The sequence below is a fragment of the Variovorax nitratireducens genome, assembly GCF_051216545.1.
Classification (GTDB): Bacteria; Pseudomonadota; Gammaproteobacteria; order Burkholderiales; family Burkholderiaceae_C; genus Variovorax.
In genome coordinates this window covers 1-22,191 of the sequence record NZ_JBPJZO010000015.1, presented here as the reverse complement: position 1 = coordinate 22,191, position 22,191 = coordinate 1, and the positions used below count along the sequence as shown (strand labels likewise).

At 62.8% G+C, this 22,191-nt stretch carries 19 protein-coding genes; 14 read left to right on the top strand and 5 right to left on the bottom strand.

Annotated features, from left to right (window positions below; all coding sequences use genetic code 11):
* Positions 1–448: 448 nt before the first annotated feature.
* Together ACSFA8_RS24725 and ACSFA8_RS24720 are read left to right on the top strand one after the other, a co-directional pair.
* Positions 449–745, top strand: coding sequence for a hypothetical protein (locus ACSFA8_RS24725; protein ID WP_435482117.1), 297 nt, complete (start codon positions 449–451; stop codon positions 743–745).
* The gene (locus ACSFA8_RS24720) at positions 742–1,107 is read left to right on the top strand and encodes a hypothetical protein (RefSeq protein ID WP_435482116.1); all 366 of its coding nucleotides are present in this window, start codon (positions 742–744) and stop codon (positions 1,105–1,107) included. The genes ACSFA8_RS24725 and ACSFA8_RS24720 overlap by 4 nt, the downstream gene beginning before the upstream one ends.
* Positions 1,108–1,262: 155 nt before the next feature.
* On the opposite strand, the gene ACSFA8_RS24715 is transcribed toward ACSFA8_RS24720, so the two are convergent.
* The gene (locus tag ACSFA8_RS24715) at positions 1,263–3,068 is read right to left on the bottom strand and encodes a response regulator (RefSeq protein ID WP_435482115.1); all 1,806 of its coding nucleotides are present in this window, start codon (positions 3,066–3,068) and stop codon (positions 1,263–1,265) included.
* A gap of 14 nt (positions 3,069–3,082) precedes the next feature.
* Positions 3,083–10,237 (bottom strand): HAMP domain-containing protein, encoded by a 7,155-nt coding sequence (locus ACSFA8_RS24710; protein ID WP_435482114.1) that lies wholly within the window; start codon positions 10,235–10,237, stop codon positions 3,083–3,085.
* Between the two features lie 154 nt (positions 10,238–10,391).
* Between ACSFA8_RS24710 and ACSFA8_RS24705 the strand changes: the two genes are divergently transcribed.
* Together ACSFA8_RS24705 and ACSFA8_RS24700 are read left to right on the top strand one after the other, a co-directional pair.
* Complete coding sequence (locus ACSFA8_RS24705) at positions 10,392–10,835, top strand: SDR family NAD(P)-dependent oxidoreductase (protein WP_435482113.1); 444 nt, start codon at positions 10,392–10,394, stop codon at positions 10,833–10,835.
* Between the two features lie 21 nt (positions 10,836–10,856).
* Positions 10,857–11,045, top strand: coding sequence for a hypothetical protein (locus tag ACSFA8_RS24700; RefSeq protein WP_435482112.1), 189 nt, complete (start codon positions 10,857–10,859; stop codon positions 11,043–11,045).
* A gap of 49 nt (positions 11,046–11,094) precedes the next feature.
* Here ACSFA8_RS24700 and ACSFA8_RS24695 read toward each other — a convergent pair whose 3' ends face one another.
* The 3 genes from ACSFA8_RS24695 to ACSFA8_RS24685 all read right to left on the bottom strand — a co-directional run bounded on the left by ACSFA8_RS24695 (position 11,095) and on the right by ACSFA8_RS24685 (position 14,257).
* Positions 11,095–11,835, bottom strand: coding sequence for an NADPH-dependent F420 reductase (locus ACSFA8_RS24695; RefSeq protein ID WP_435482191.1), 741 nt, complete (start codon positions 11,833–11,835; stop codon positions 11,095–11,097).
* 249 nt (positions 11,836–12,084) lie between these two features.
* Positions 12,085–13,062, bottom strand: coding sequence for a tripartite tricarboxylate transporter substrate-binding protein (locus tag ACSFA8_RS24690; RefSeq protein WP_435482111.1), 978 nt, complete (start codon positions 13,060–13,062; stop codon positions 12,085–12,087).
* Between the two features lie 28 nt (positions 13,063–13,090).
* A complete protein-coding gene (locus ACSFA8_RS24685) occupies positions 13,091–14,257 on the bottom strand; it encodes a mandelate racemase/muconate lactonizing enzyme family protein (protein WP_435482110.1) in 1,167 nt (388 codons plus the stop codon).
* 103 nt (positions 14,258–14,360) lie between these two features.
* Between ACSFA8_RS24685 and ACSFA8_RS24680 the strand changes: the two genes are divergently transcribed.
* The 10 genes from ACSFA8_RS24680 (at position 14,361) to ACSFA8_RS24635 (ending at position 21,792) form a co-directional block, all read left to right on the top strand.
* Positions 14,361–15,260, top strand: coding sequence for a LysR family transcriptional regulator (locus ACSFA8_RS24680; RefSeq protein WP_435482190.1), 900 nt, complete (start codon positions 14,361–14,363; stop codon positions 15,258–15,260).
* Positions 15,261–15,673: 413 nt separating this feature from the next.
* Entirely contained in the window at positions 15,674–15,883 is a 210-nt protein-coding gene (locus tag ACSFA8_RS24675; RefSeq protein WP_435482109.1) for a hypothetical protein, read from the top strand.
* 443 nt (positions 15,884–16,326) lie between these two features.
* Positions 16,327–17,496 (top strand): glycerophosphodiester phosphodiesterase, encoded by a 1,170-nt coding sequence (locus ACSFA8_RS24670; protein ID WP_435482108.1) that lies wholly within the window; start codon positions 16,327–16,329, stop codon positions 17,494–17,496.
* Positions 17,497–18,266: 770 nt separating this feature from the next.
* Positions 18,267–19,187, top strand: a complete 921-nt coding sequence (locus ACSFA8_RS24665; RefSeq protein WP_435482107.1) for a hypothetical protein — start codon at positions 18,267–18,269, stop codon at positions 19,185–19,187.
* 282 nt (positions 19,188–19,469) lie between these two features.
* On the top strand, positions 19,470–19,766 hold the full coding sequence (locus tag ACSFA8_RS24660; protein WP_435482106.1) for a hypothetical protein: 297 nt from the start codon (positions 19,470–19,472) through the stop codon (positions 19,764–19,766).
* A 40-nt stretch (positions 19,767–19,806) separates the two neighbouring features.
* Positions 19,807–20,151 (top strand): hypothetical protein, encoded by a 345-nt coding sequence (locus ACSFA8_RS24655; RefSeq protein WP_435482105.1) that lies wholly within the window; start codon positions 19,807–19,809, stop codon positions 20,149–20,151.
* A gap of 48 nt (positions 20,152–20,199) precedes the next feature.
* Complete coding sequence (locus ACSFA8_RS24650; protein WP_435482104.1) at positions 20,200–20,487, top strand: hypothetical protein; 288 nt, start codon at positions 20,200–20,202, stop codon at positions 20,485–20,487.
* A gap of 35 nt (positions 20,488–20,522) precedes the next feature.
* Complete coding sequence (locus ACSFA8_RS24645; protein WP_435482103.1) at positions 20,523–20,960, top strand: hypothetical protein; 438 nt, start codon at positions 20,523–20,525, stop codon at positions 20,958–20,960.
* A 57-nt stretch (positions 20,961–21,017) separates the two neighbouring features.
* Entirely contained in the window at positions 21,018–21,452 is a 435-nt protein-coding gene (locus ACSFA8_RS24640) for a hypothetical protein (protein WP_435482102.1), read from the top strand.
* A 58-nt stretch (positions 21,453–21,510) separates the two neighbouring features.
* A complete protein-coding gene (locus ACSFA8_RS24635) occupies positions 21,511–21,792 on the top strand; it encodes a hypothetical protein (RefSeq protein WP_435482101.1) in 282 nt (93 codons plus the stop codon).
* The last annotated feature ends 399 nt before the right edge of the window (positions 21,793–22,191 follow it).

The following is a 22,191-nucleotide window of genomic DNA, read 5'->3' as shown; positions in this document are numbered from 1 at the left end:
AATCCGTTGATGGCTTCGGATCCTCTCGATGCTCTGCGCGCCGGACGCGGCGGGTGTCAGGGGCACTGAGCTGGCCCGGACAGCGACCCTCGCGACAAACGCCTGAAGTAATCGTCGACGCTGTCGGTGAGCGTGTTCCCTTTGGGCACCGTGCCGCCCGGTGTGAAATGGTCGACCACGTCGGAAAGGCTGGGGGACACGCTCGGCGGCAGGGCCCATTGGGCTATCTGGCCCGTGAACTGGCCGGCGGGTTTCCGGCGCCGATTCAAGCAGCTGGCAAGCGCCGACGAACGGGAAGTAGGGTTCGAGCAAACGCCTCCGAAGCCCGATCGGAGCCGCATCTGCGATGCCTTCAAGGCCGCAGGATGGAGCGACGGACCTCTTGAAAATCGAGCCGGCCAGTACTATCTTTTCGCCGTTCACCCGGTCAACGAGAAAGGAGATCCCCATGGCCATGGAACTGCTGGGCAAGCTCTCAGCATCGCGCTTGCCTGTCACCCTGCGTACACCTGCAGAAATCGACGAGCTCAAGGCGCTGCGCGCCGCCGGACTGGTCATCGCCCTCACCCCGGACTCCCCTGCCACCTGCAGCGTGGAACGTGGCGCTCAGGTGATTGCCATCACCCGAGAGGGTCTTGAGCAACTCAGCCGCTTCCGGTATCCGGAAAAGGCATGCGCCCGACCGCTGCGCGCGCGCCGGCATTCGACCGGCACTACCGCTTATCCCCTCGGACGACCATCATGAAGACACAGCCATCCGAACAGCGAACCCAACGCATCCGCTACCGCGGTGTGTCCATCGACCTCCGGGTCGAAGAGGTGGGCGGTCGAATCTTCGCGCACGCCGACCTCTTCGCCAAGAAGGAATTCCGTGGACGACTCTCGATCGGGCGAAGGCGCGGCGCGGCGAGCGAGGCCTTGAGGACGCTCGAGGGGCTAGCGAAAGCCAGGGTGGATCTGTGGGCCATCGAAGCATCCGCGCGGGCGGCCGGGGCGCGCCGGCTGCAGGCAGACATGGTGGCCAGGCCGGTCAGCGACTCCCGACCAAAACGAACGGGCGGCTCTGCGGGTTCTGCGGGTTCTGTGGGTTCTGTTTCGCGCCGATAACACCGCGGGGGGCGAGCTCGCGCCGGAAGCGCCCGGGGTGCCCGGCTGGAGCGACGCTGCCCGCCATCAAGTCAGCGCGTCCCAGGCACGGATCCGCCGTTGCCGATGTGTTGATCCTGGCCAGGCCACGCCCGAAGTAGCGCCCGATTGCGATGTCAGCCCGCCCCGAGGCGCTGGCCGCCTCCACCCGCGACAACTTCGCCGATCAACCGAAGGAGCGTATCGGGGTCGAGTGGCTTGACAAGGTGTCGGTCAAAGCCGGCTTCCGAAGCCATCCGCAAATCCTCCGGCTGGCCCCAGCCCGTGACTGCGCAGATCCAGATGCGCCGGCCAGTTCGGTCTGCGCGGATCGCCCGGCATGCTTCGTAGCCGTTCAGCTTGGGCATGCCGATGTCGAGCAGGATCAGCTCGGGGTCGAACTCGCGCGTCGCCGAGACGGCAGCCTCGCCGTCAAACACACACCGCACGCAATGGCCCATCGCTCGCAGCAGTTCGGTCAGCGCCTCGGCGGCATCCTGGTTGTCGTCCGCCACCAGCACGCGCAGCGCGGAGAAGGGTGCCACCTCGCTACCGGCGCCCTGGCTTGAAAAGACGGCAGCGCCTGCGGGAGGCGCATCCACCATGGGCAACGACACGACGAATTCACTGCCGCGCCCCGTCCCCTCGCTGCGCGCCACGATCGTGCCGCCGTGCAGTTCCACCAGCCGCCGGGTCAGCGAAAGACCGATGCCCAGCCCGCCGCGGGAACGGGACAAGGCGGCATCCACCTGCGAAAACATCTCGAAGATGCTTTCCAGCCGATCGGCCGCGATGCCGATGCCGGTATCACGCACCGTCACTTCCACTTGCTGCCCGCGTGGCAGAACGCTGATGGCGATCTGCCCGCCGCTGTCCATGTACTTCGATGCATTGTGGAGAAGGTTCATGAACGCCTGAGCGAGCCGCGTGGCGTCTCCTTCGAGCGCCACCTCCTGGGCGGGGAGCGCTACTTGCAACTCGTGCTTGCACTCGTCGATCACAGGCCGCGCGGCATCGATCGCGTCCCGGAGCACCGAGGCGAGGAGGATGCGCTCGCGATGCAGCTGGATCTTGCCTTGGTTGATGCGGCTCACGTCCATGAGGTCATCGATCAGCCGGCTCATGGCCTTGACCTGCCGCCCGATCAGATCGGAGGCGCGCACGACCTCGGGGGTCGCCGGCCCCTTCAGTCCCAAAAGCCGCACCGCGTAGCCAATTGGCGCCAGCGGATTGCGCAATTCGTGTGCGAGTGTCGCGAGGAACTCGTCCTTGCGACGATCTGCACTGCGCAACTGCGCTTCGCTCGCCTCGAGCGCCTCGGTGCGGTCCAGCACCCGGCGTTCCAGCGTCTCGTTCAGTTCGCGCAGGCGCTCTTCGACGGTGCGACGCTCCGCAATTTCCGCAACGAGCGCGCGATTGGCTTCCTCCAACGCACGGCCCTTGCGGTACAGCTCGGCGAAGACGGACACCTTGGAGCGCAACACGTTGACATTGACTGGCTTGTGGAGGTAATCGACTGCGCCGCTGCCATAGCCCTCCACGACACTGCGCTCGTCGTTGAAATACGCAGTCAGGAAAATAATCGGGATGCTTGCCGTCTTCTTGCGCTGCTTGACGAGCTGGGCCAGCTCGAAGCCACTCATGTCGGGCATGTTCACGTCCAGCACCAGAACCGCAAACTCGTGGGCCATCAGCGCCATGAGGGCCTGCTCCCCCGAGTTGGCATGGACGAGCCGATAGCCCGAGTCGTCCAGCACGGTTTCCAGAACCGTCAGGTTGTTGGGCTCGTCGTCCACGATCAGGACGTTCACCGGTTCGGCCAGCGCGCGTGTCACGCCATGATCCGCACGGTCGGCTGCGGGTAGGCCGGGCGGGGTCGTAGCCATACCGCTGTCCGCCATCAGCGGGCCGCCCAGGGGAGGGGGTTGAAAAGACGCGGACATCGGAAGGCTCCGTCTCATCGGAACAGCCAAACGCGCATCAGCGACAGCAGCTGATCGGTGTTGACGGGCTTGGCAATGTAGTCGCTCGCGCCCGCATCCAGGCACTTCTCCCTGTCGCCCCTCATTGCCTTGGCCGTGAGGGCCAGGATGGGAAGGAGGCGGAATCTCGGATCCCGGCGAATTTCGCGCATCGTCGCGTAGCCATCCATGTCCGGCATCATGATGTCCATCAGGATCATCGCGATGTCACCGCTGCGGTCCAGGATGTCGATCGCCTGCCGGCCGGTGGTCGCGCTGGTCACTTCCACGTCATGGTTCTCGAGCACGGAAGTGAGGGCAAAGATGTTGCGCGCGTCGTCGTCGACGATGAGCACCTTGCGCCCCTGAAGGACTTCCGAGGAGTTGTACAGGCGTTCGAGCAGCGCCTGCTTTTCCGGGGGCAGCTGCGTGACCACGCGATGCAGGAACAGCGCCGTCTCGTCCAGCAGACGCTCGGGCGACTGCACGTCCTTCAGCACAATGCGCTTGGACATCGTGTGCAGCCGATCCTGCTCCTCGCGGTTCAACTCTTTGCCGGTAAACACGACGACAGGGGTACACGCGAGTTCCGGCTCGGCCTGCAGTTGCTCCAGCAGTTCGAAGCCGGTCATGTCCGGGAGATGCAGATCCAGCACCACACAGTCGAACGGCTGGCGGCGCATCTGGGCCAGTGCCGCAGCGCCGGTCGAAGCCCCCACCATCTCGATGTCGCTGTCGCCCAGGAGCGCAATGACGGCTTCGCGTTCGATGTCGTTATCCTCCACCACCAGCAGCCGCTTGGTGCGCGAAACCAGGAACGCCTTGAGGCGGTCGAACGACCGTTCCAGATGGGTGGTGGTGGGCTCCTTGACGACGTAGGCAAACGCGCCACGGGCCAGGCCGTGCTGTCGCTCTTCCTCCTGCGTGATGATCTGAACTGGGATGTGGCGCAATGCGGGATCCATCTTGAGTTGATTGAGCACGGTCCATCCCAGCATGTCCGGCAGGAAAATATCCAGGCAGATGGCGGCGGGCCTGTACTGACGGGCCAGTGCGAGCCCGTACGCGCCCTTGGTCGCGACAATCCCCTTGAAGCCCTTGTCCCGCGCCAGCCCGAGCAGGATTCGCGCGTAGTGGGGGTCGTCCTCGACGATGAGCAAGACGCAATCGCCCGCTGCCACCGCGTCGCGGTCGTCCGCAATGTGTTCTTCGCGCAGCACCTGCAACGCCAGGAGCGCCCTGCCCGGTTCGCCGGCCACGGCATCAGGCCGGCGCACGACAGTCGTCGCATCCGACCCCGCGTAGTGCAACGGAAGGTAGAGCGTGAAGACGCTGCCCTGGCCGAACACACTCGTGAGCTTGATTTCACCGCCGAGCAACACGGCAAGCTCGCGGCTGATGGCAAGCCCCAGGCCGGTGCCGCCGTACTTGCGGGAGGTGCCCGCGTCGGCCTGCTGGAATGCCTCGAAGATGAGCCGCTGCTTTTCGGGGGCCACGCCGATGCCCGTGTCTTCCACCGCGAACGCGACCACCTGCTGTGCCTGGCGCAGCACCGGATGATCCGGGCTCCACCCCGTCCTGGCGAGTCCCACCCGCACCTCGACCTGGCCTTGGGCCGTGAACTTCACCGCGTTGGACAGGAGGTTCTTGAGGATTTGCAGAAGGCGTTTCGAATCGCTGTCCATCGAGCGCGGCAGATCCTTCTCGAACCGGATGTGGAACGGAAGACTCTTCGCCTCCGCCACATGTCGGAAGTTCCGGTCGATGTTGGCGCGCAGCGCGGCAAAGCTGATCTCCTCCACATCCACGGTGACCGTTCCCGACTCGATCTTGGAGAGATCCAGGATGTCGTTGATCAGGTGCAGCAAGTCGGTTCCGGAGGAATTGATGTTGCGGGAGAACTCCACCTGCTTGCTCGAGAGAGAGCCGGATGCGTTTTCGGCGAGCTGCTGGCTCAGGATGAGGATGGAGTTGAGCGGCGTGCGCAACTCATGCGACATGTTGGCGAGGAATTCGGACTTGTACTTCGAGGTCAGCGCCAGTTCGGAAGCCTTCTCTTCCAGTGCGCCGCGCGCCTGCTCGACCTCTGCGTTCTTGCGTTCGACCTCCGCGTTCTGCTCGGCGAGCAAGCGCGCCTTGGTGCCGAGTTCCTCGTTGGTCTGCTGCAGCTCGCTCTGGCGCGACTGCAGCTCGACCGTCAGCTGCTGGGACTGGGTGAGCAACCCCTCCGTGCGCATCGTGGCCTCGATGGTGTTGAAAACGGCCCCGATGTTGAGTGCCAACTGGTCCAGGAAGTTGAGGTTCACCACCGTGAACGGGTGCAGCGACGCCAGTTCGATGACCGCCTTGGTGTGCTTCTCGAAGAGCACGGGCAGCACCACCACATTCAGCTGGCGTGCTTCGCCGAGGCTGGAGCCGATGCCGACAAAATCAGGCGGGACATTCGTGAGCAGGATGCGCTTTTGCTCGACCGCGCACTGCCCCACCAGTCCTTCGCCCAGGCCGATCGTCTCCGCCAGGCGAACCTTGCCGGTGTGCGCATAGCTCGACAGCAGTGACAGGCGGCCCCCGCTGCGATCCTCGACACTGCTGTGGTACACCGTTCCCTGGTGGGCATGCACGAGCGGCGCAAGCTCCGACAGCAGCATCTTGCCGACCGTGCTGAGTTCTCTCTGCCCCTGCAACATGCCGGTGAAGCGGGCGAGATTGGTCTTGAGCCAATCCTGCTCCCGGTTGCGCTCCGTGGTCTCGCGCAGGTTGGAGATCATCGTGTTGATGTTGTCCTTGAGCTCGGACACCTCGCCTTTGGCATCGACCTGGATCGAGCGCGTGAGGTCGCCCTTGGTCACGGCCGTGGCCACCTCGGCAATGGCGCGCACCTGCGTGGTCAGGTTGGCCGCCAGCAGGTTGACGTTGCCGGTGAGATCCTTCCATGTGCCGGCGGCGCCGGGCACGTTGGCCTGCCCCCCGAGTCGGCCGTCGACCCCCACTTCGCGCGCGACGTTGGTCACCTGATCCGCGAAGGTGGCCAGCGTGTCGGTCATTCCGTTGATCGTGTCCGCAAGTGCCGCCACTTCGCCCTTGGCCTGCACGGTGAGGCGCTGGGTGAGGTTGCCGTCCGCCACGGCGGTCACCACCTTGACGATACCGCGCACCTGTTCGGTGAGGTTCGACGCCATGAAGTTGACGTTGTCGGTGAGATCCTTCCACGTGCCGCCCACACCGCTCACCTGGGCCTGCCCGCCCAGCTTTCCCTCCGTACCCACTTCGCGCGCCACGCGCGTCACTTCTCCGGCAAACGAGTTCAGCTGGTCGACCATCGTGTTGATGGTGTTCTTCAACTCGAGGATTTCGCCTTTCACGTCCACGGTGATCTTGCGGTTCAGGTCGCCGCGCGCCACGGCTGTCGTCACTTCCGCAATGTTGCGAACCTGGGAGGTGAGGTTGGCGCCCATGGTGTTGACCGAGTCTGTCAGATCCTTCCAGGTACCGGCCACGCCGGGTACCACGGCCTGCACGCCCAGGCGCCCTTCCGTGCCGACCTCGCGCGCGACCCGCGTCACCTCGGACGCAAACGAGCGCAACTGCTCGACCATCGTGTTGATGGTTTCCTTGAGCTGCAGGATCTCGCCTCGCACGTCCACGGTGATCTTCTTGGACAGGTCGCCACTGGCCACCGCGATCGTCACTTCTGCGATGTTGCGCACCTGCCCGGTCAGATTCGAGGCCATCGAATTCACGTTGTCCGTGAGGTCCTTCCAGGTGCCCGCCACGCCGGGCACGGCCGCCTGGCCTCCAAGCTTGCCTTCCGTCCCGACCTCGCGCGCCACCCGGGTCACTTCGGCCGCGAAGGCCGACAGCTGATCCACCATGGTGTTGATGGTTTCCTTCAGCTGCAGGATCTCGCCCTTCACATCGACGGTGATCTTGCGTCCGAGGTCGCCGCGCGCGATGGCCGTGGCCACATCGGCGATGTTGCGAACCTGGCCCGTCAAGTTGTTCGCCATGGAGTTGACGTTGTCGGTCAGATCTTTCCACGTGCCGGCAACGCCCGGCACCTGGGCCTGCCCCCCGAGCTTGCCGTCGGTTCCGACCTCGCGCGCCACGCGGCTGACCTCCGCGGCGAAGGAGCGCAACTGGTCGACCATCGTGTTGATGGTCTCTTTCAGCTCCAGTATCTCGCCGCGCACGTCCACGGTGATCTTCTTGGACAGGTCGCCGTTCGCAACGGCGATCGTGACCTCGGCAATGTTGCGCACCTGCCCCGTCAGGTTGGACGCCATGGAATTGACGTTGTCGGTCAGGTCCTTCCAGGTGCCGGCGACGCCTTCCACCGCGGCCTGCCCGCCGAGCTTGCCGTCGGTACCCACTTCGCGCGCGACCCGGCTGACTTCCCCCGCAAACGCGTTGAGCTGATCCACCATCGTGTTCATGGTCTGCTTGAGTTGCAGAATCTCGCCCTCGACTTCCACGGTGATCTTGCGCGAGAGATCTCCCTGGGCGATCGCGGTCGCGACGTCCGCGATGTTGCGCACCTGTCCGGTCAGGTTCGACGCCATGAAGTTGACGTTGTCGGTCAGATCCTTCCACGTGCCGGCCACACCGGGCACCTGTGCCTGACCGCCGAGCTTGCCCTCGGTGCCGACTTCGCGCGCCACGCGCGTCACCTCCGAGGCAAAGCCGTTGAGCTGATCGACCATCGTGTTGATGGTGTTCTTGAGCTCGAGAATCTCGCCCTTGACCTCCACGGTGATCTTGCGCGACAGGTCGCCGCGCGCAACCGCGGTGGTCACGTCCGCGATGTTGCGAACCTGCCCCGTGAGGTTGTTCGCCATCGAGTTGACGTTGTCGGTGAGATCCTTCCAGGTGCCCGCCACACCGCGAACCTGCGCCTGCCCTCCGAGTTTCCCGTCGGTACCGACTTCCCGTGCGACGCGGGTCACCTCCGATGCGAAGCCGTTGAGTTGGTCCACCATGGTGTTGAGCGTGTTCTTCAGCTCGAGGATCTCGCCCTTCACGTCGACCGTGATCTTCTTGGACAGGTCCCCGTTGGCAACGGCAGTGGCCACGTCGGCGATGTTGCGCACCTGTGCGGTCAGATTGGAGGCCATGGAGTTGACGTTGTCGGTCAAGTCCTTCCAGGTGCCGGCGACGCCGAGCACCTGCGCCTGGCCACCCAGCGCGCCTTCGGTGCCGACTTCCCGCGCCACGCGGCTGACCTCGCCCGCGAAGCCATTGAGCTGGTCCACCATCGTGTTGATCGTGTTCTTCAGCTCGAGGATCTCGCCCCGCACGTCGGCCGTGATCTTCTTGGACAGGTCCCCGCGTGCGACCGCGGTCGTCACCTCCGCGATGTTGCGCACCTGGCCGGTCAGATTGGAGGCCATGAAGTTGACGCTGTCCGTGAGGTCTTTCCAGGTTCCGGCGACGCCCGGCACCGCCGCCTGGCCCCCGAGCTTTCCTTCGGTGCCGACCTCGCGTGCCACACGCGTGACCTCGGAGGCGAAGCCGTTGAGCTGGTCGACCATCGTGTTGATCGTGTTCTTGAGCTCGAGGATTTCGCCCTTGACGTCGACCGTGATGGTTTTGGACAGGTCGCCGTTGGCCACCGCCGTCGTCACCTCCGCGATGTTGCGCACCTGACCGGTCAGGTTCGACGCCATGAAGTTGACGTTGTCGGTGAGGTCTTTCCAGGTGCCGGCGACGCCCGGAACCTGCGCCTGGCCGCCGAGCTTGCCTTCGGTGCCGACTTCGCGTGCGACGCGCGTCACCTCGGAGGCGAATCCGTTCAGCTGATCCACCATGGTGTTGATGGTCTCTTTCAAGGCCAGGATCTCGCCTTTCACTTCGACCGTGATCTTCGAAGACAGGTCTCCCTTGGCGATCGCCGTGGCGACGCCCGCGATGTTGCGCACCTGCCCAGTCAGGTTGGACGCCATGGAGTTGACCGAGTCAGTGAGATCCTTCCAAGTGCCCGCAATGCCGGGCACCTGGGCCTGGCCGCCCAGCTTGCCCTCGGTTCCCACCTCGCGCGCGACGCGCGTCACCTCTGAGGAAAATCCGTTGAGCTGGTCGACCATGGTGTTGATCGTTTCCTTCAACTCGAGGATTTCGCCTTTCACGTCCACCGTGATCTTTCGGCTCAGGTCCCCCCGTGCAACGGCCGTGGTCACGGTGGCGATGTTGCGCACCTGCGACGTGAGGTTGTTGGCCATCGAGTTGACCGAGTCGGTCAGATCCTTCCAGGTGCCGGCAACGCCCGGCACCACCGCCTGTCCGCCCAGCCGACCGTCGGTGCCCACCTCCCGGGCCACGCGCGTGACCTCGGAAGCGAAGGATCGCAACTGGTCGACCATCGTGTTTGTGGCTTCTTTCAGCTGAAGGATCTCGCCGCGCACATCGACCGTGATCTTCTTGGACAGGTCGCCATTCGCCACGGCGATCGTGACGTCGGCGATGTTGCGCACCTGCGCGGTCAGGTTCCCCGCCATCTGGTTGACCGAATCGGTCAGATCCTTCCAGACCCCGGACATGCCCTTGACCTGCGCCTGGCCACCCAGCTTGCCTTCGATGCCAACTTCGCGGGCCACACGCGTGACCTCCGAGGTGAACACCGCCAGCTGCTCGATCATCGTGTTGACCAGTCGCGCCGAGCGATGGAACTCGCCCTTGAGCGCGCGCCCGTCGACCTGCAGCTCCATCGATTGCCCGAGGTCGCCCTTGGCCACCGCGCCGATGGTGCGCGCGATATCCGTCGTCGGTCGCACCAGATCGTCGATGAGCGTGTTGAGGGCATCGGACTGCGCTGCCCATGCGCCCTGCGCCCCCGGCGCCGACATCCGCTGGGCCAGCCTGCCCTCCTTGCCGACCGTGACGCTCAGACGCCCGAACTCGGTCGTCAGGCGTTGCGCCTGCCCGATGGTCTGGTTGAACGTCTCGGCGATGCGACCGTCCGTCCCGGCCCATTCAAGCGGCAAGCGTGCCCGGAAATCCCCGGCGGAGAAGGCCTGAAGCGCCGAGAGAATCTGTCGAGAACGGGCTTCAGCCTGATCCTGCAGGAGCGGGTCGGCCGGCTTCGCCGAGCGGGTTTTTGCGGGGCGCGTGGGGGCCGTCAGCTGTGGAGCCTCTGACGAGTGGGTCTGATGATTCATGAGTTCTCTCGGGGCAGCATGCTCGGCCTGGCAGGCGGTCGGTCTTGACGGTTCTTCGGATGCACCGCCCCACGGAAGTTTCGGGCAGCTTTAAGAACTCGGATGTAGGAGGCCTCTGACATCGCGAAGAGGGCGCGGCGGCTTTTGCAAGCCTATGGCGGTGTGCCGCACGACGGGTCAAGGCTCCTGGCGCCACGGACTGCCCGAACCGACCTCCCTCCAAATCGCCGAGGACACCGTCACGGTTAACCTGCTTGGCGCGATTCGGATGGTCTACGCCTTCTTGCCGCAACTAGTGGGCAAAAGCGACGCGGTGATCATGAACGTCACCTCTTCGTTGGCATTCGTCCCGTTACCGGCCACGCCCACCTACAACGCAACGAAAGCCGCCCTTCACCCCTTCACCGAGAGCCTGCGCATCCAGGTTGCCGACGCTTCTCTCCAAGTGATCGAAGTAGCGCCACCGGGCGTGCGAACAACATTGCTGGGCCAGCAAAACGACGAGCAGTCCATGCCGCTGGAAGATTTCCTTTCAGAAACCATGACACTCCTTCGCAACGATCCGCGAGTAGTGACTGGCACATTCACGTGTGCTTGAGAGCATTCCCAGGACGCTGCCGTGCGTGCCATTGGCTTCTGCGAACCGGATGAACTTGGCGCGTTCTACGCCAATTTCCTGCGCCTCAGGCGCTGCAAGACCTCAGCCAAGCGCATCACAGACAACAGCGCGGCGAGTACCGGCAGTGCTTGGCCCCGTGTGAACGCAGCCGCAACCCAGTCGATCGAAAATGTCGCGCCTGAAAAATAGTACTCGATGAGCCAAACACTTCTGGCGCCTTCGCGGAGAACGAAAGCACCTATGTCGTAACACTACGGTTTCGCGCTACGATTTGTGCGTGCGTCAGTGTAGCGCCTGCTGATGCAAACTCCTTCATCAAGGCATCTCGATTCTGAGACGCGCGGTTATTTTTTGCGGCTTCAACCGCCAGCTTCAAATCGCCGATCGTCAACTCAGTACAGTACGCGGGCGTCCCTGGCTGTTGGCGCCAAGAGTCCTTGAGGCTTCCGGTGTCCAGCGCGTCAAACCCTGTTTGATCGACCAACTGCCGGGCCGTCGCCGTTGCCTTCGCATCGTCTCCGGCCACGGGGATCGCGAGACGACCGGGCGAACCTGCTGGCTTCCCTCCCGCTTCCAAGGTCGCAGCCAGAACGGCGTTCCACGCCTTCACCACGGGACGTCCGATCTGTTCTTGGCTCCATACACTTTCAGGCTTTCCGCCGTCTACCTCGGCAATCGCGCCATCGCGAGATGGATAGTAGTTGGACGTATCGATGACCACGACCTCGGGCGCTACGTTCTCGAACAAGTTCGCGAGTTCTTGAAGACTTGCAAAAGGGATCGCAAGGATGATGACCTCGGCGTCGGTAACCGCCTTTTCCTTGGTCACTGGTGTGGCACCGACTTCGTCGGCGAGATCCCGGATGGCTTGTGGCCCCTTTGAGTTTGCAAGCCTGACATCATGGCCGCTGGCTGCGAGTTTGCGGGCGAGACGCGTGCCGATATTGCCGGCGCCGATGATTCCGATCTTCATGTGTATCTCCTTTTGCGTGGTCGCGTGATGAATGGCTGTGCTCTGCTCAGCGCCAAAAGAGGTCGTACCAAAGAGTCGAGTGTGTGGCGGGATGCGTCAGCCTTCCCCCGTCACCGGAGGTGACCAGCTTGACCTGGGTGATGTCCTTGCCCGCCACCCTGCGGGCCATTGAGCATGGCCGCCGCCACGGTAATGGCCGTGCCGCGCAGGTCGTCATGAGACACCAAAATCATCATGCGCCTGCGAAGCTCGCGTTCAGTCGGCGTATTCGCCGGCGTCCTTGATGACCTTCGACCAGCGGACCTTCTCTGATTCCACGAACTTCTTGTGGCCGGCCGCGGTCAAGCGGTCGTCATTCACCACGGTGAGGCCCAGCGCCTCTTCACGCTTGATGAGTTCCGGATCCTTCAAGGCGCTGCGAAGCGCCGCGTTCAGCTTGTCCAACACCGCGGGCGGCGTTCCCTTGGGCGCGTACAAGCCGTGCCAGACCTGCACGTCGAAGTCCTTGAGCCCGGACTCTGACAGCGTGGCGGTGTCCTTGAGCGATGGCAGCGTCAGGCGCTTGAGGCTCGTTACGCCGTAGGCCTTGACCTTCTTGCCCTCGATCTGCGGAACAGCGTTGGTGGCCTGCTCGCACATGAGATCGACCTGCCCGCCAATGAGGTCAGTCATGGCTGGCGCGGTTCCCTTGTACGGCACCGGGGTCATGGTGGTCTTCAAGGCGCTCTGGAACATCAAGCCGCACAGGTGCGACGCGGAGCCCAGCCCTGCGTGGGCCAGGTTGACCTTTGCGCCGTTCGCAGCAATCCACTTGCGCAAGTCCGCGAAGTTGTTGGCTTCCAGGCTCGGCTTGCCGATCACCACCGAAGGGGCTTCGTTGATCAGGCCCAGCGTTTCGAAGTCATCGGGCACCTTGTAAGGGAGCTTGCGATACAACGCGGGCGCGGTTGCCATGCCGATGTGATGCACCAGCAGCGTGTAGCCGTCCGGCGCGGCGCGCGCCACTTTGGCCGAGCCGATCGTGCCGCCCGCACCGGCAGCGTTGTCGACGATCACGGTCTGGCCGAGTGGCTTGCGCAGCGCCTCCGCCAGGTCGCGGGCGATCTTGTCGCTCGGGCCGCCGGCCGCGAACGGGACAACCAGCGTGACCGGCTTGTCAGGGAAGTCTGCGCAGGCCAGCGTGGCCGAAGCGAGCAGGCCGATACCAGCGCCGTAGCGCCAAATTCTTTTCATGGTGGTGTCTCCTTGGGGGCCATCTGCTTCAGGCCGAAAGCGCTTGCATCTCGCGGTACAGATCGGCCTTGCCCTCGAAGCCGATCCCCGGCAAGTCAGGCAGGGTTACGAAGCTGTTCTCGACCTTCACGCCATCCGGGAACCCGCCGAACGGCTGAAACAGGTCGGGGTACGACTCGTTGCCGCCAAGGCCAAGGCCGGCCGCAATGTTCAGCGACATTTGGTGACCGCCGTGCGGGATGCAGCGGCTGGCCGACCAGCCATGTTCCTTCAACATCTCTAGCGTACGCAGGTACTCGACCAGGCCGTAGCTGAGCGCGCAGTCGAACTGCAGCCAGTCGCGGTCCGGGCGCATGCCGCCGTAGCGGATCAGATTGCGCGCATCCTGCATCGAGAAAAGGTCTTCACCCGTGGCCATCGGGTTCTTGTAGAAATTGCGCAGGACGGCTTGCAATTCAAAGTCCAACGGATCGCCCGGCTCTTCATACCAAAATAGGTCGTACTGCGACAGGGCCTTGGCATAAGCAATCGCGGTTTCCAGGTCGAAGCGGCCATTGGCGTCGACGCAGAGCTTCTGGCCGTCCTGCAGCACTTCCATGATCGAGTCGATGCGGCGCAGGTCTTCGTCAAGAGAGGCTCCGCCGATCTTCTTCTTCACGACCGTATAGCCGCGGTCGATGTAGCTGCGCATCTCGTCCTTCAGCTTCCCATGGTCCTGCCCCGGGTAGTAGTAGCCACCCGCTGCGTAGACGAATATCTTGCGATTGGGCTTGCCGTCCCCGTAGCGGTCGGCCAGCAATTGAAACAGTGGCTTGCCTTCGATCTTGGCCACCGCGTCCCACACCGCCATGTCGATGGTGCCGATGGCCACCGATCGCTCGCCATGGCCGCCCGGCTTCTCATTGGTGAACATCGTGTTCCAAATCTTGTGTGGATCGAGGTTGTTGCCGCTGTCGTCGACGAGGGACGACTGATTCGCTTCCATGATGCGCGGGATGAACCGCTCGCGCATCAGCTTGCCCTGGCCGTAGCGGCCGTTCGAGTTGAAGCCATAGCCAACGACCGGCTTGCCGTCGCGAATCACGTCGGTGATCACTGCTACAAGGCTCAGCGTCATCTTGCTAAAGTCGATGTAGGCGTTGCGAATGGGCGAGCTGATGGGGATAGTCTTCTCTCGGATTTCGACGATCTTCACGGTTGTCTCCAGAAGGGGTGAGTGGGAGACTGAATGGTCGGCTACACCGTCTTTTTCGGCCAATGTTCAATTTCTCAACTTCTATGCGCTGGACGAACCGGACATGAACCTGATCTGGCTTGATGACTTCCTGGCGTTGGCGGCAACGGGGAACTTCTCGCGTGCGGCAGATGAGCGCCATAGCTCTCAACCCGCATTCAGCCGTCGCATTCGCGCGCTGGAAGAGTGGATCGGTGCCGACTTGTTCGACCGCAGCACGCAGCCCGCCACGCTCACCGAAGTTGGCGAATGGTTTGCCGGCGTGGCGCAGGAGTTGACCGCGAGGGTGGCCCGCGTGCCGGGGGACGCCAGGAAGATCGCGGAGGCCAGTTCGGTCACACTGCGCATTGCGTGCACGCATGCGCTTTCCATGACTTTCCTGCCGCGATGGATTCGGAGCCTCGAGTCAAGCATCACGCTGGGGCCGGTGCAGCTCATGTCTGACGTCCTTCAGCGTTGCGAATCGCTGATGCTGCAAAGCAAGGTTCAGTTCGTTCTATGCCACGCACATCCTGATGCGCATGGCGCGCTCGATGCAGACACGTACGAGTCAGCCCGGATCGGTGGGGACATGCTGATCGCAGTATCCGCACCCAATGACTCTGGCAATCCGCTGCATCAGCTTTCACGCAAGGGCGCATCCGCCGTACCGGTACTCTTGTACACCGAGGAATCCGGGCTGGGACGCATCATGCGTGCCGTAGTGAGCCGACCGCTGGAGTCGCAAGCGGTACAGACCGTCTTCACGGCGCATCTCGCCTCCGTCCTCAGGACGATGGCACTGGACGGCAGGGGCATCGCATGGCTGCCGCAGACCCTCGTGGAGGAAGACATCGGCCAAGGGCGCCTTGTCGCCGCAGCGAGCAGCGAGTGGGCCGTTCCGCTGGAAATCAGGCTCTATCGAGATATCGAGCTCTTGGGGAAGGCGGCGAATGAATTCTGGAGTGCTGCGATCAGGGAGTGAGCGGCCTCGTTCTTGTTCCTGGTTCGTCGCGACGGGGATAGCCGAGCTAGCGGCGATGGGTCGCTCTATCCCACATCGCGGTCAGTCAGCGTCCAGATGCGGAGGACTGGATTGGACCCAAAGCTCCGCCGGTCGCAACCCGCTACAGTCGGCCAGGACCAGTCATTTGAATGCGGTGGAAATCGCCTCATAGCGGACGCTCGCCCGTTCAACCCGCGCAGTTGAACAGCGGGGGACACACCTTTCATCAGTACCATAGAGGTGGCGATTGTCGGCGTCCTTGCTGAGCTGAGCCGCCTTCTGGAGGTTCGCGCGCTTGATACCTCCTGGAGGAATCGGCGCACGGACGAAGACATGACGGGCCCCTGCAGGGCATACTGAATGACTGCTACCGGCACGAAAGGAGTTCTGTCGTGTTCACAACTGAAGTTCATTTGCCCGAGCTCGCCTTGTTGGCCGGGACCCGCGGCGCCTTGGGGGCAGGCGTGGGCCTGCTGCTTTCCGACAGGCTCAGCGAAGAGCAACGCAAGAATATCGGGTGGACGCTGGTGGCCGTTGGCGTGCTGACCACCATCCCGCTCGCGGCCATGCTGTTCGGTCGTCGCCGAAAGAGCGACGCCTGACTTGGAGAGCCTTGTTCTGCCCGGGCCGCCTTGGCGTCCAGGTGGTGTGCATACTCACGACGGTTCGATGGTCTGGCCGCGCTAGTCCGTAGTCGGCCATCACCAGCCATTCAATATGGATGGCAGAAAGCTGCCGCCCGGCGCCGCTCTCGACCCAACGCGGACCTTGGACATCTGAGGTAGCAGTCACTCGCCGTCGGCCCGCGAGGACAGAGCGGCACCGGTACTGCAGCAACACGCTGCCAAGGTACAGCGGCCTGAGCGCCACACGGTCAGTTAGCCGGGCCACCACCACCTCGACATGGACCGCATATCGGCCGCGACTTCGAGGGGCCTCGCCGATCTGAAACGTGTCGCGGCGTGCTCCTGACGAACGCGGCGTCATGGTGGAGTCACGGCCGGATCCTATGGTTGGCGCTTTCCACCTACCATGGGACTAGCACATGAAGCTCCTGTCGCTGCTCGCCGCCACCACTCTCGCCTTCGTCTCGATCTCCGCCTGCGCCCAGCCAAGTGAACGGCACGGCGTCCGCCCGCCGGCGCCGCCGCTGGTCATCGGCCACCGCGGCGCCAGCGGCTACCTGCCCGAGCACACGCTGGCTGCCTACTGGATGGCCATCGAGCAAGGCGCCGACTACGTCGAGCCCGACCTCGTGATCACCAAGGACGGCGTGCTCGTCGCCAGGCACGAGAACGCGATCGCGATCCTCAATGCCGACGGCTCGGTGCGTGAAGCCACCACCGACGTGGTCGATCGTCCCGAGTTCGCATCGCGCAAGACCTCGAAGACGATCGACGGCGTGACAGTGACCGGCTGGTTCACCGAGGACTTCACGCTCGCCGAGCTGAAGACGCTGCGCGCCCGCGAGCGACTGCCCGCGCTGCGCACCGCGAACACGCGCTTCGACGGCATGTTCGAGGTGCCGACGCTCGACGAGGTGCTGCAGCTCGTCGCGCAGGCCAACGAGCGTCGCCGCGCCGAGGTGCACGCCGGGCGCGGTCGTCCGGCGGCGTGGCGGCCGATCGGTGTGTATCCGGAAACCAAGCACCCGAGCTACTTCCAGGGCATCGGCCTGCCGCTCGAGGAGCCGCTGGTGCGCACGCTGACGCGCCACGGCTACGTGGGGCCGCAGGCGCCGGTGTTCATCCAGTCGTTCGAGACCGCCAACTTGCGCAAGCTCAACCGCATGACGCAGGTGCCGCTGGTCCAGCTCATCAGCGCGAGCGGCAAGCCGTGGGATTTCGTCGCGAGCGGCGATCCGCGCACGTACGCCGATCTGGCCAAGCCCGCCGGCCTGGCCGAGATCCGCAGCTACGCGAACGGCGTCGGCGCCAACACCAGCGTGATGATTCCGCTCACCGCAGCCGGCACGCTCGGCACGCCGACGAGCTTCGTCAGCGACGCGCACGCAGCCGGCCTGATCGTGCACGGCTGGACCTTCCGCGCCGAGAACGCCTTCCTGCCGAACGAGTTCGACGCTGGCACCGACCCGGCGGCCTTCGGCAAGCTCGACGGCCAGATCAAGGCCTTCCTCAAGCTCGGTATGGACGGATTCTTCACCGACCATCCGCACCTCGGCAAGCTCGCGCGCGACTCCTTCGTCGCACCCTGACGGTCGGGCCCGGCGCAGGGGCGGCGTGTCTTCTCGTGCACGACGACGCGCTTGGCCTCCGGATCGACCTGAACCGTCTTGGCCCACCAGCCCGCTTTTTTACGCCCCTTGCGGGTACAGCGCCAGGTGCGGCGCGTTTGGAACGTAACCAGCCTCGACCGTCACGAGCGAAAGCGCAGCGAAGTAGTCGTCGAGGAAATGCTTGCTAGAGCTCAGCGCTCTGCTCAAGCGGCCGCTAGACGCCGCTCTCGCGACCGTCCGCTTGTGGCCGTTTAGCAGCTTTGACGAACGTCAGCTTCTACTGTTGCGTAAGACCGCAACGGGCCCAAAGCTCCTGGTAGCCGACAGGCTACAGTCGCCCAAAACCGGAAGTTGGCCATGACCTTCTCAGTTCTCCGTAAGCCCGGCCTCCAGATTCCATCAATGGCCGCTACTCCGGCCCAGAGCGACTCTCTGCCGCGCCCTCCCAAGCGTTGAATCGAAGGGCCTCTGTCCGAGAATCCGTGACCAGAATCCGTTACATTCCGACGGCGCATTGGTCGCCTTGCCCAACGATTTTAGTTCTTCCAACTCGAGCTTCACGTATCCCCAGCGCAGCCCGACCCCGGTGTCGCCTCCGGCAAAGTCGCGGTGGAAGTTTTGGCAGTGGCGGCCAAGAGCCGACCTTGTCTTTAAAGCTTCAACATCGTCGCGCCACTTCAGCATCATCCATATCCTGCACCACATGTCGCTTCGCCACAGCCGCTGCACCGAACACCACCCTCAACGTCATGACACCATCGCCTGCCTCATTATTCGACGTCACCTTGGGCCCGCTGCGCGCTGTCCTCTGCCTGCTCGCAATGCTCATCCTCACAGGGTGTGCGGTCCATCCCAAGATCGCATCGGACAAGGTGCGTGGAAAGAAAACTGTCACCATCGTTGATACCCCTCCACTCAAGAACGCGGCGTTGATCGGCGTGATGACGCCTTACTTCGACTTTCATTTTTCGAGCAGGACGGACATTTTCTTTTCTGATGCTGACTATGTGATGGGAGGTGACTATGCCGGCGATGCGATCGCGAACACCCTGAACCAACAGTCGGCCTCACCGCCTGCAAGTCGCAGTGCCGGAGCGTCTTCCCTTGTGGCTGCCGGCCTCGTCGGCGCACTGATTCAGGCCAGCGCGGAAGACACGCGAAAAAAGGCACAAGGCTTCGACAGCGAGGTGCGATGGCTCTTTCCGGACTGGAATCCTCAGCAGGAATTCATTGATGCCTTGTTGCCGGCACTGCGACAGCGCGGACTACAGCCCGTGGTTGCGAGTCGTAGAACTAACGTTTTGCTCTGGCCCGCAAGCAAAGAGGACGGGACGCCTTACCGTTCCAAGTCGCCCAACGATGTTGAACCCGCCGAGTCGGACCTGCTGCTACAGATCAGCCCGCTTGCCTTCTGGAATGCCCCAGGTCCTCTGAATGAGTACCGCATGAACGTCTCTGTAGGAATGGCCATGTACGACGCAAAGTCGAAGGCCTTTCTGGGGCGCCAGACCGTCGTCTACGATGGCCCGAGGGGAATGGTGTATCCCCTCTATAAAGGGCTGGTCTCGGACTTGCCATCGGCGCAGCCTAGACTGAGGCTCGCCTTGCTGTCCCTGGTTGACAAGGTTGCAGATGCTGCAAGTGGCAAAGGCCAGGCGCCCGGCCAGTGACCACGAGGAAGGCCCACGAAGTCCTCTAAGGAAGGCCTAGTCAGTATAAGAATTCGAAATTGCTTGGTTACCGGCCGCGTGCCTGATGACGAATAGATTGACCAGGACTACCTCCATGAACAAGAGGCTGCCGTTTAGCCAACGCCACCTGACGAATTGCTGCTTCGAAGCAAGCTCGCTGGCTGCTTCGGGCCCGAAGCTCCTGATAGCCGACAGGCTACAGTCGGCCAGGAGCCGACGTCCAGAGTCGCGGCAGAACCGAAGCAAAGCAAACATCGAATCATGAGTCGACTGAGCCCATCCGACCTCGTGCTCTACCGCGCTGTGGACGAGGTACTGCACTACTTATGGGACCCCATCGGCGTCGCCACCGTCCCTGAGGCTCGAGATGAGTATCACGGTTATCTTCCCCGTGTCTTTGGGATGCTCAAGGGCGGAAGCAACGAAGACGAAATTGCCGAGCATCTGGGCAGCATCGCGACCGAGCGCATGGGTTTATCGCCGCGACCGGATCATGAGCGCGCGATAGCCCGCAACCTGCTGGACTGGAAGGCGGCGGTAAGCAACCAACAAGGCTGAAGACGGCCATGAGCCGTCCTTCCCGCCGCCCCCACCAATCATGAAGAAGTTCACGCACCATTCGTACTTTTCCAAGCCCGAGCAGGACCAGCGGCGTTTGTTCCCGCACGTCTGCTTCGCTTGTCGCAAGTCCTTCAAGAAGCCCATGCGGACCCTAACCCGACTCTGCCCACAGTGTCACGGACCGATGGTGATGCTTAGCCGCAAGTTCGCAGCGCCCAAAATGACCGATGTTGATCAGTGGCGCAAGGTTGAGTTTTTGCTCAATCACGGCTTCCGTTTCCAATCGATGCACGAACAGCCAAGCGGATCACTTGTGCAGTACCCAGCAACCTTGGTCGAGGCAGAGCTGTTCGTTGAACGGTATGCGAGAAGAGCCCGGTAGCGGCCACAACCAGACATTCAGGTGTGATTCTTAACGAGCCTAGAAGCGATGACCTCACCAACGCTGCCCGAACTCAAAGATCTTTTCCTTGTCGCGCGCGAGTACATCCAAGGAAAGGAAACAATTGCCGGCCTCAACGGGACGGTGGGCCGTCTTCGCGCACTCGCTGAAGAACGAGGTGTTCCCATTTCGACTCAAGAGGTGCTCGCCGACTGGACAGACATGATCAGTAGACGATGGAACGAGTGGGGACTGGTGCGAGATCCACTGACGGAGAATGAATTCGTCTCTTGGTTGCAAGGGCAATTCGTTCTTGAAGAGCATCTGAGCGGCTGACATCGGCCATAAGCGGACTTTTAGAAATTGGCGCCATGCAAATCGTCGTCTCATCGCTTGAAGATGAAGGATTTCTCAGATCAGATGTTGCTGATGCAGCGGCCGGATTGAATCGTCTCGGCATTGCCGAGGATTCTCAGATTGGATCGTTCTATCTTCGATACAACGGGCCATTGGCAAGTCAGAACACGGGCTTCGAACTGCTAGATGTTGTTGGTGCACGACCTCAAGAATCCATCGAGGCTGCCACAGCATTGGTCCGTAGCAAATACGGCTGGCCAGAGCGATATTTGGTGTTGACTAGCCTTTTGGGTGGGGGTGTGATGGTCTACGACATTTCGACCGAACAGGTCTACGACGTCGACTTCGAAGGCGGCGACACTCTGCTCAAGAATGGTCAACTCGAGCCTCGCTACCCGTCGTTCCTGGAGTTTCTGCGTTTCTTCTTTGGCGAGGCATCAGCTACCGTCTGACGAGGCCTGCATGCGGCCAAAAGCGGACCTGCGACTCCACCCTCTGATTCTCAAACGATGAGCCAACTCTGTACCTTCGCGGACGTCCGCATCTCCCTCCCCAATGGCTGGGTCGATGTCAGCGACGACATGCCCGAAGGAACACCGCCCACCCTGGCAAAGCCGGAAGGGGTTGGGGCGCTGCAGTTTTCTGTGGGAAGGTACCGTTCCGGCGCAAACCCACAGGTCAGCCCAGACGACCTAGCCGCGCTGCTCAAGGACTTCGCCGACACCCGTTCGCTTGGCGCGGTCGGGGACTTTGAGCGAGGCAAGTCCGCAAGCCACTACGTCGGCGGGACCTTCCTGCATGGAGACGACCTGATTCGCGCCTGGTACCTGACCAACGGCTCCGATGTGGCACTCGTCACCTATGTGGCAGCGGCCGCAAGCGGCGATGCCGTTGCCGAGCTAGCCGACGCGAGAGCGATCGTCAGGTCCATCGACTTTGGCTGAACGTCAGACGGCAGAATGCGGGCCACAAGCAGACCTTCACGGATCCAATTCAATTCGCATGAAAACTCTTGCAGACATCGCGCTCGACCACTTCTGCTTGCTCATGTTCGATGGACCTCTGGACCCAGACGATGCCGATGCGTTGAGCCAGTCGATCCCTGTCTACCTCCAATCCATGTCGCCGGACGAAAGAGTTGCGTTCGGAGCAGCCGCGCAGCGGGCTCTCGACCACCTCACTGCGGAACCTGATCAACACGGCTACTCGGCAAGAATGACGACGTCCGCCGAGCTATTGGACTTTCTCAGGAGCGCGGCGGCTGGCGACATCTACGTCGGCTGATACCGGCCAGTAGCAGACTTTCGTCATGCATCTCCGGTTCGGTAGCCGGTCGGGGAATCGTCGTTGTTCTCTCTCCGACGCCTACAAGTAACATCCGTCGATGATGAAGCTACGCCGCACGATTTCGAAGCTCTTTTTGATGAGTCCGCTCGCGGGCATTGCCCAACCAAAACCCGGTCCATTGAGCTACCGACCCCTGCGTCTTCCGCTGCCCCCCACGCCGGAGAATGCAGCGCAGTTGGCGGCGCGAGCTGTTGACGCGGCGAAGGCAGCCACCAACACTGACCCTGCCTCGTTTCCACGTACACCAAGTCACGCAGCCAGGAGGCTGCGTTCCCTTTCGACAGGGGCAAGGTATCCGATGGCCGTGTGCATGCGCACGCGGTTGTAGAAGCCCTC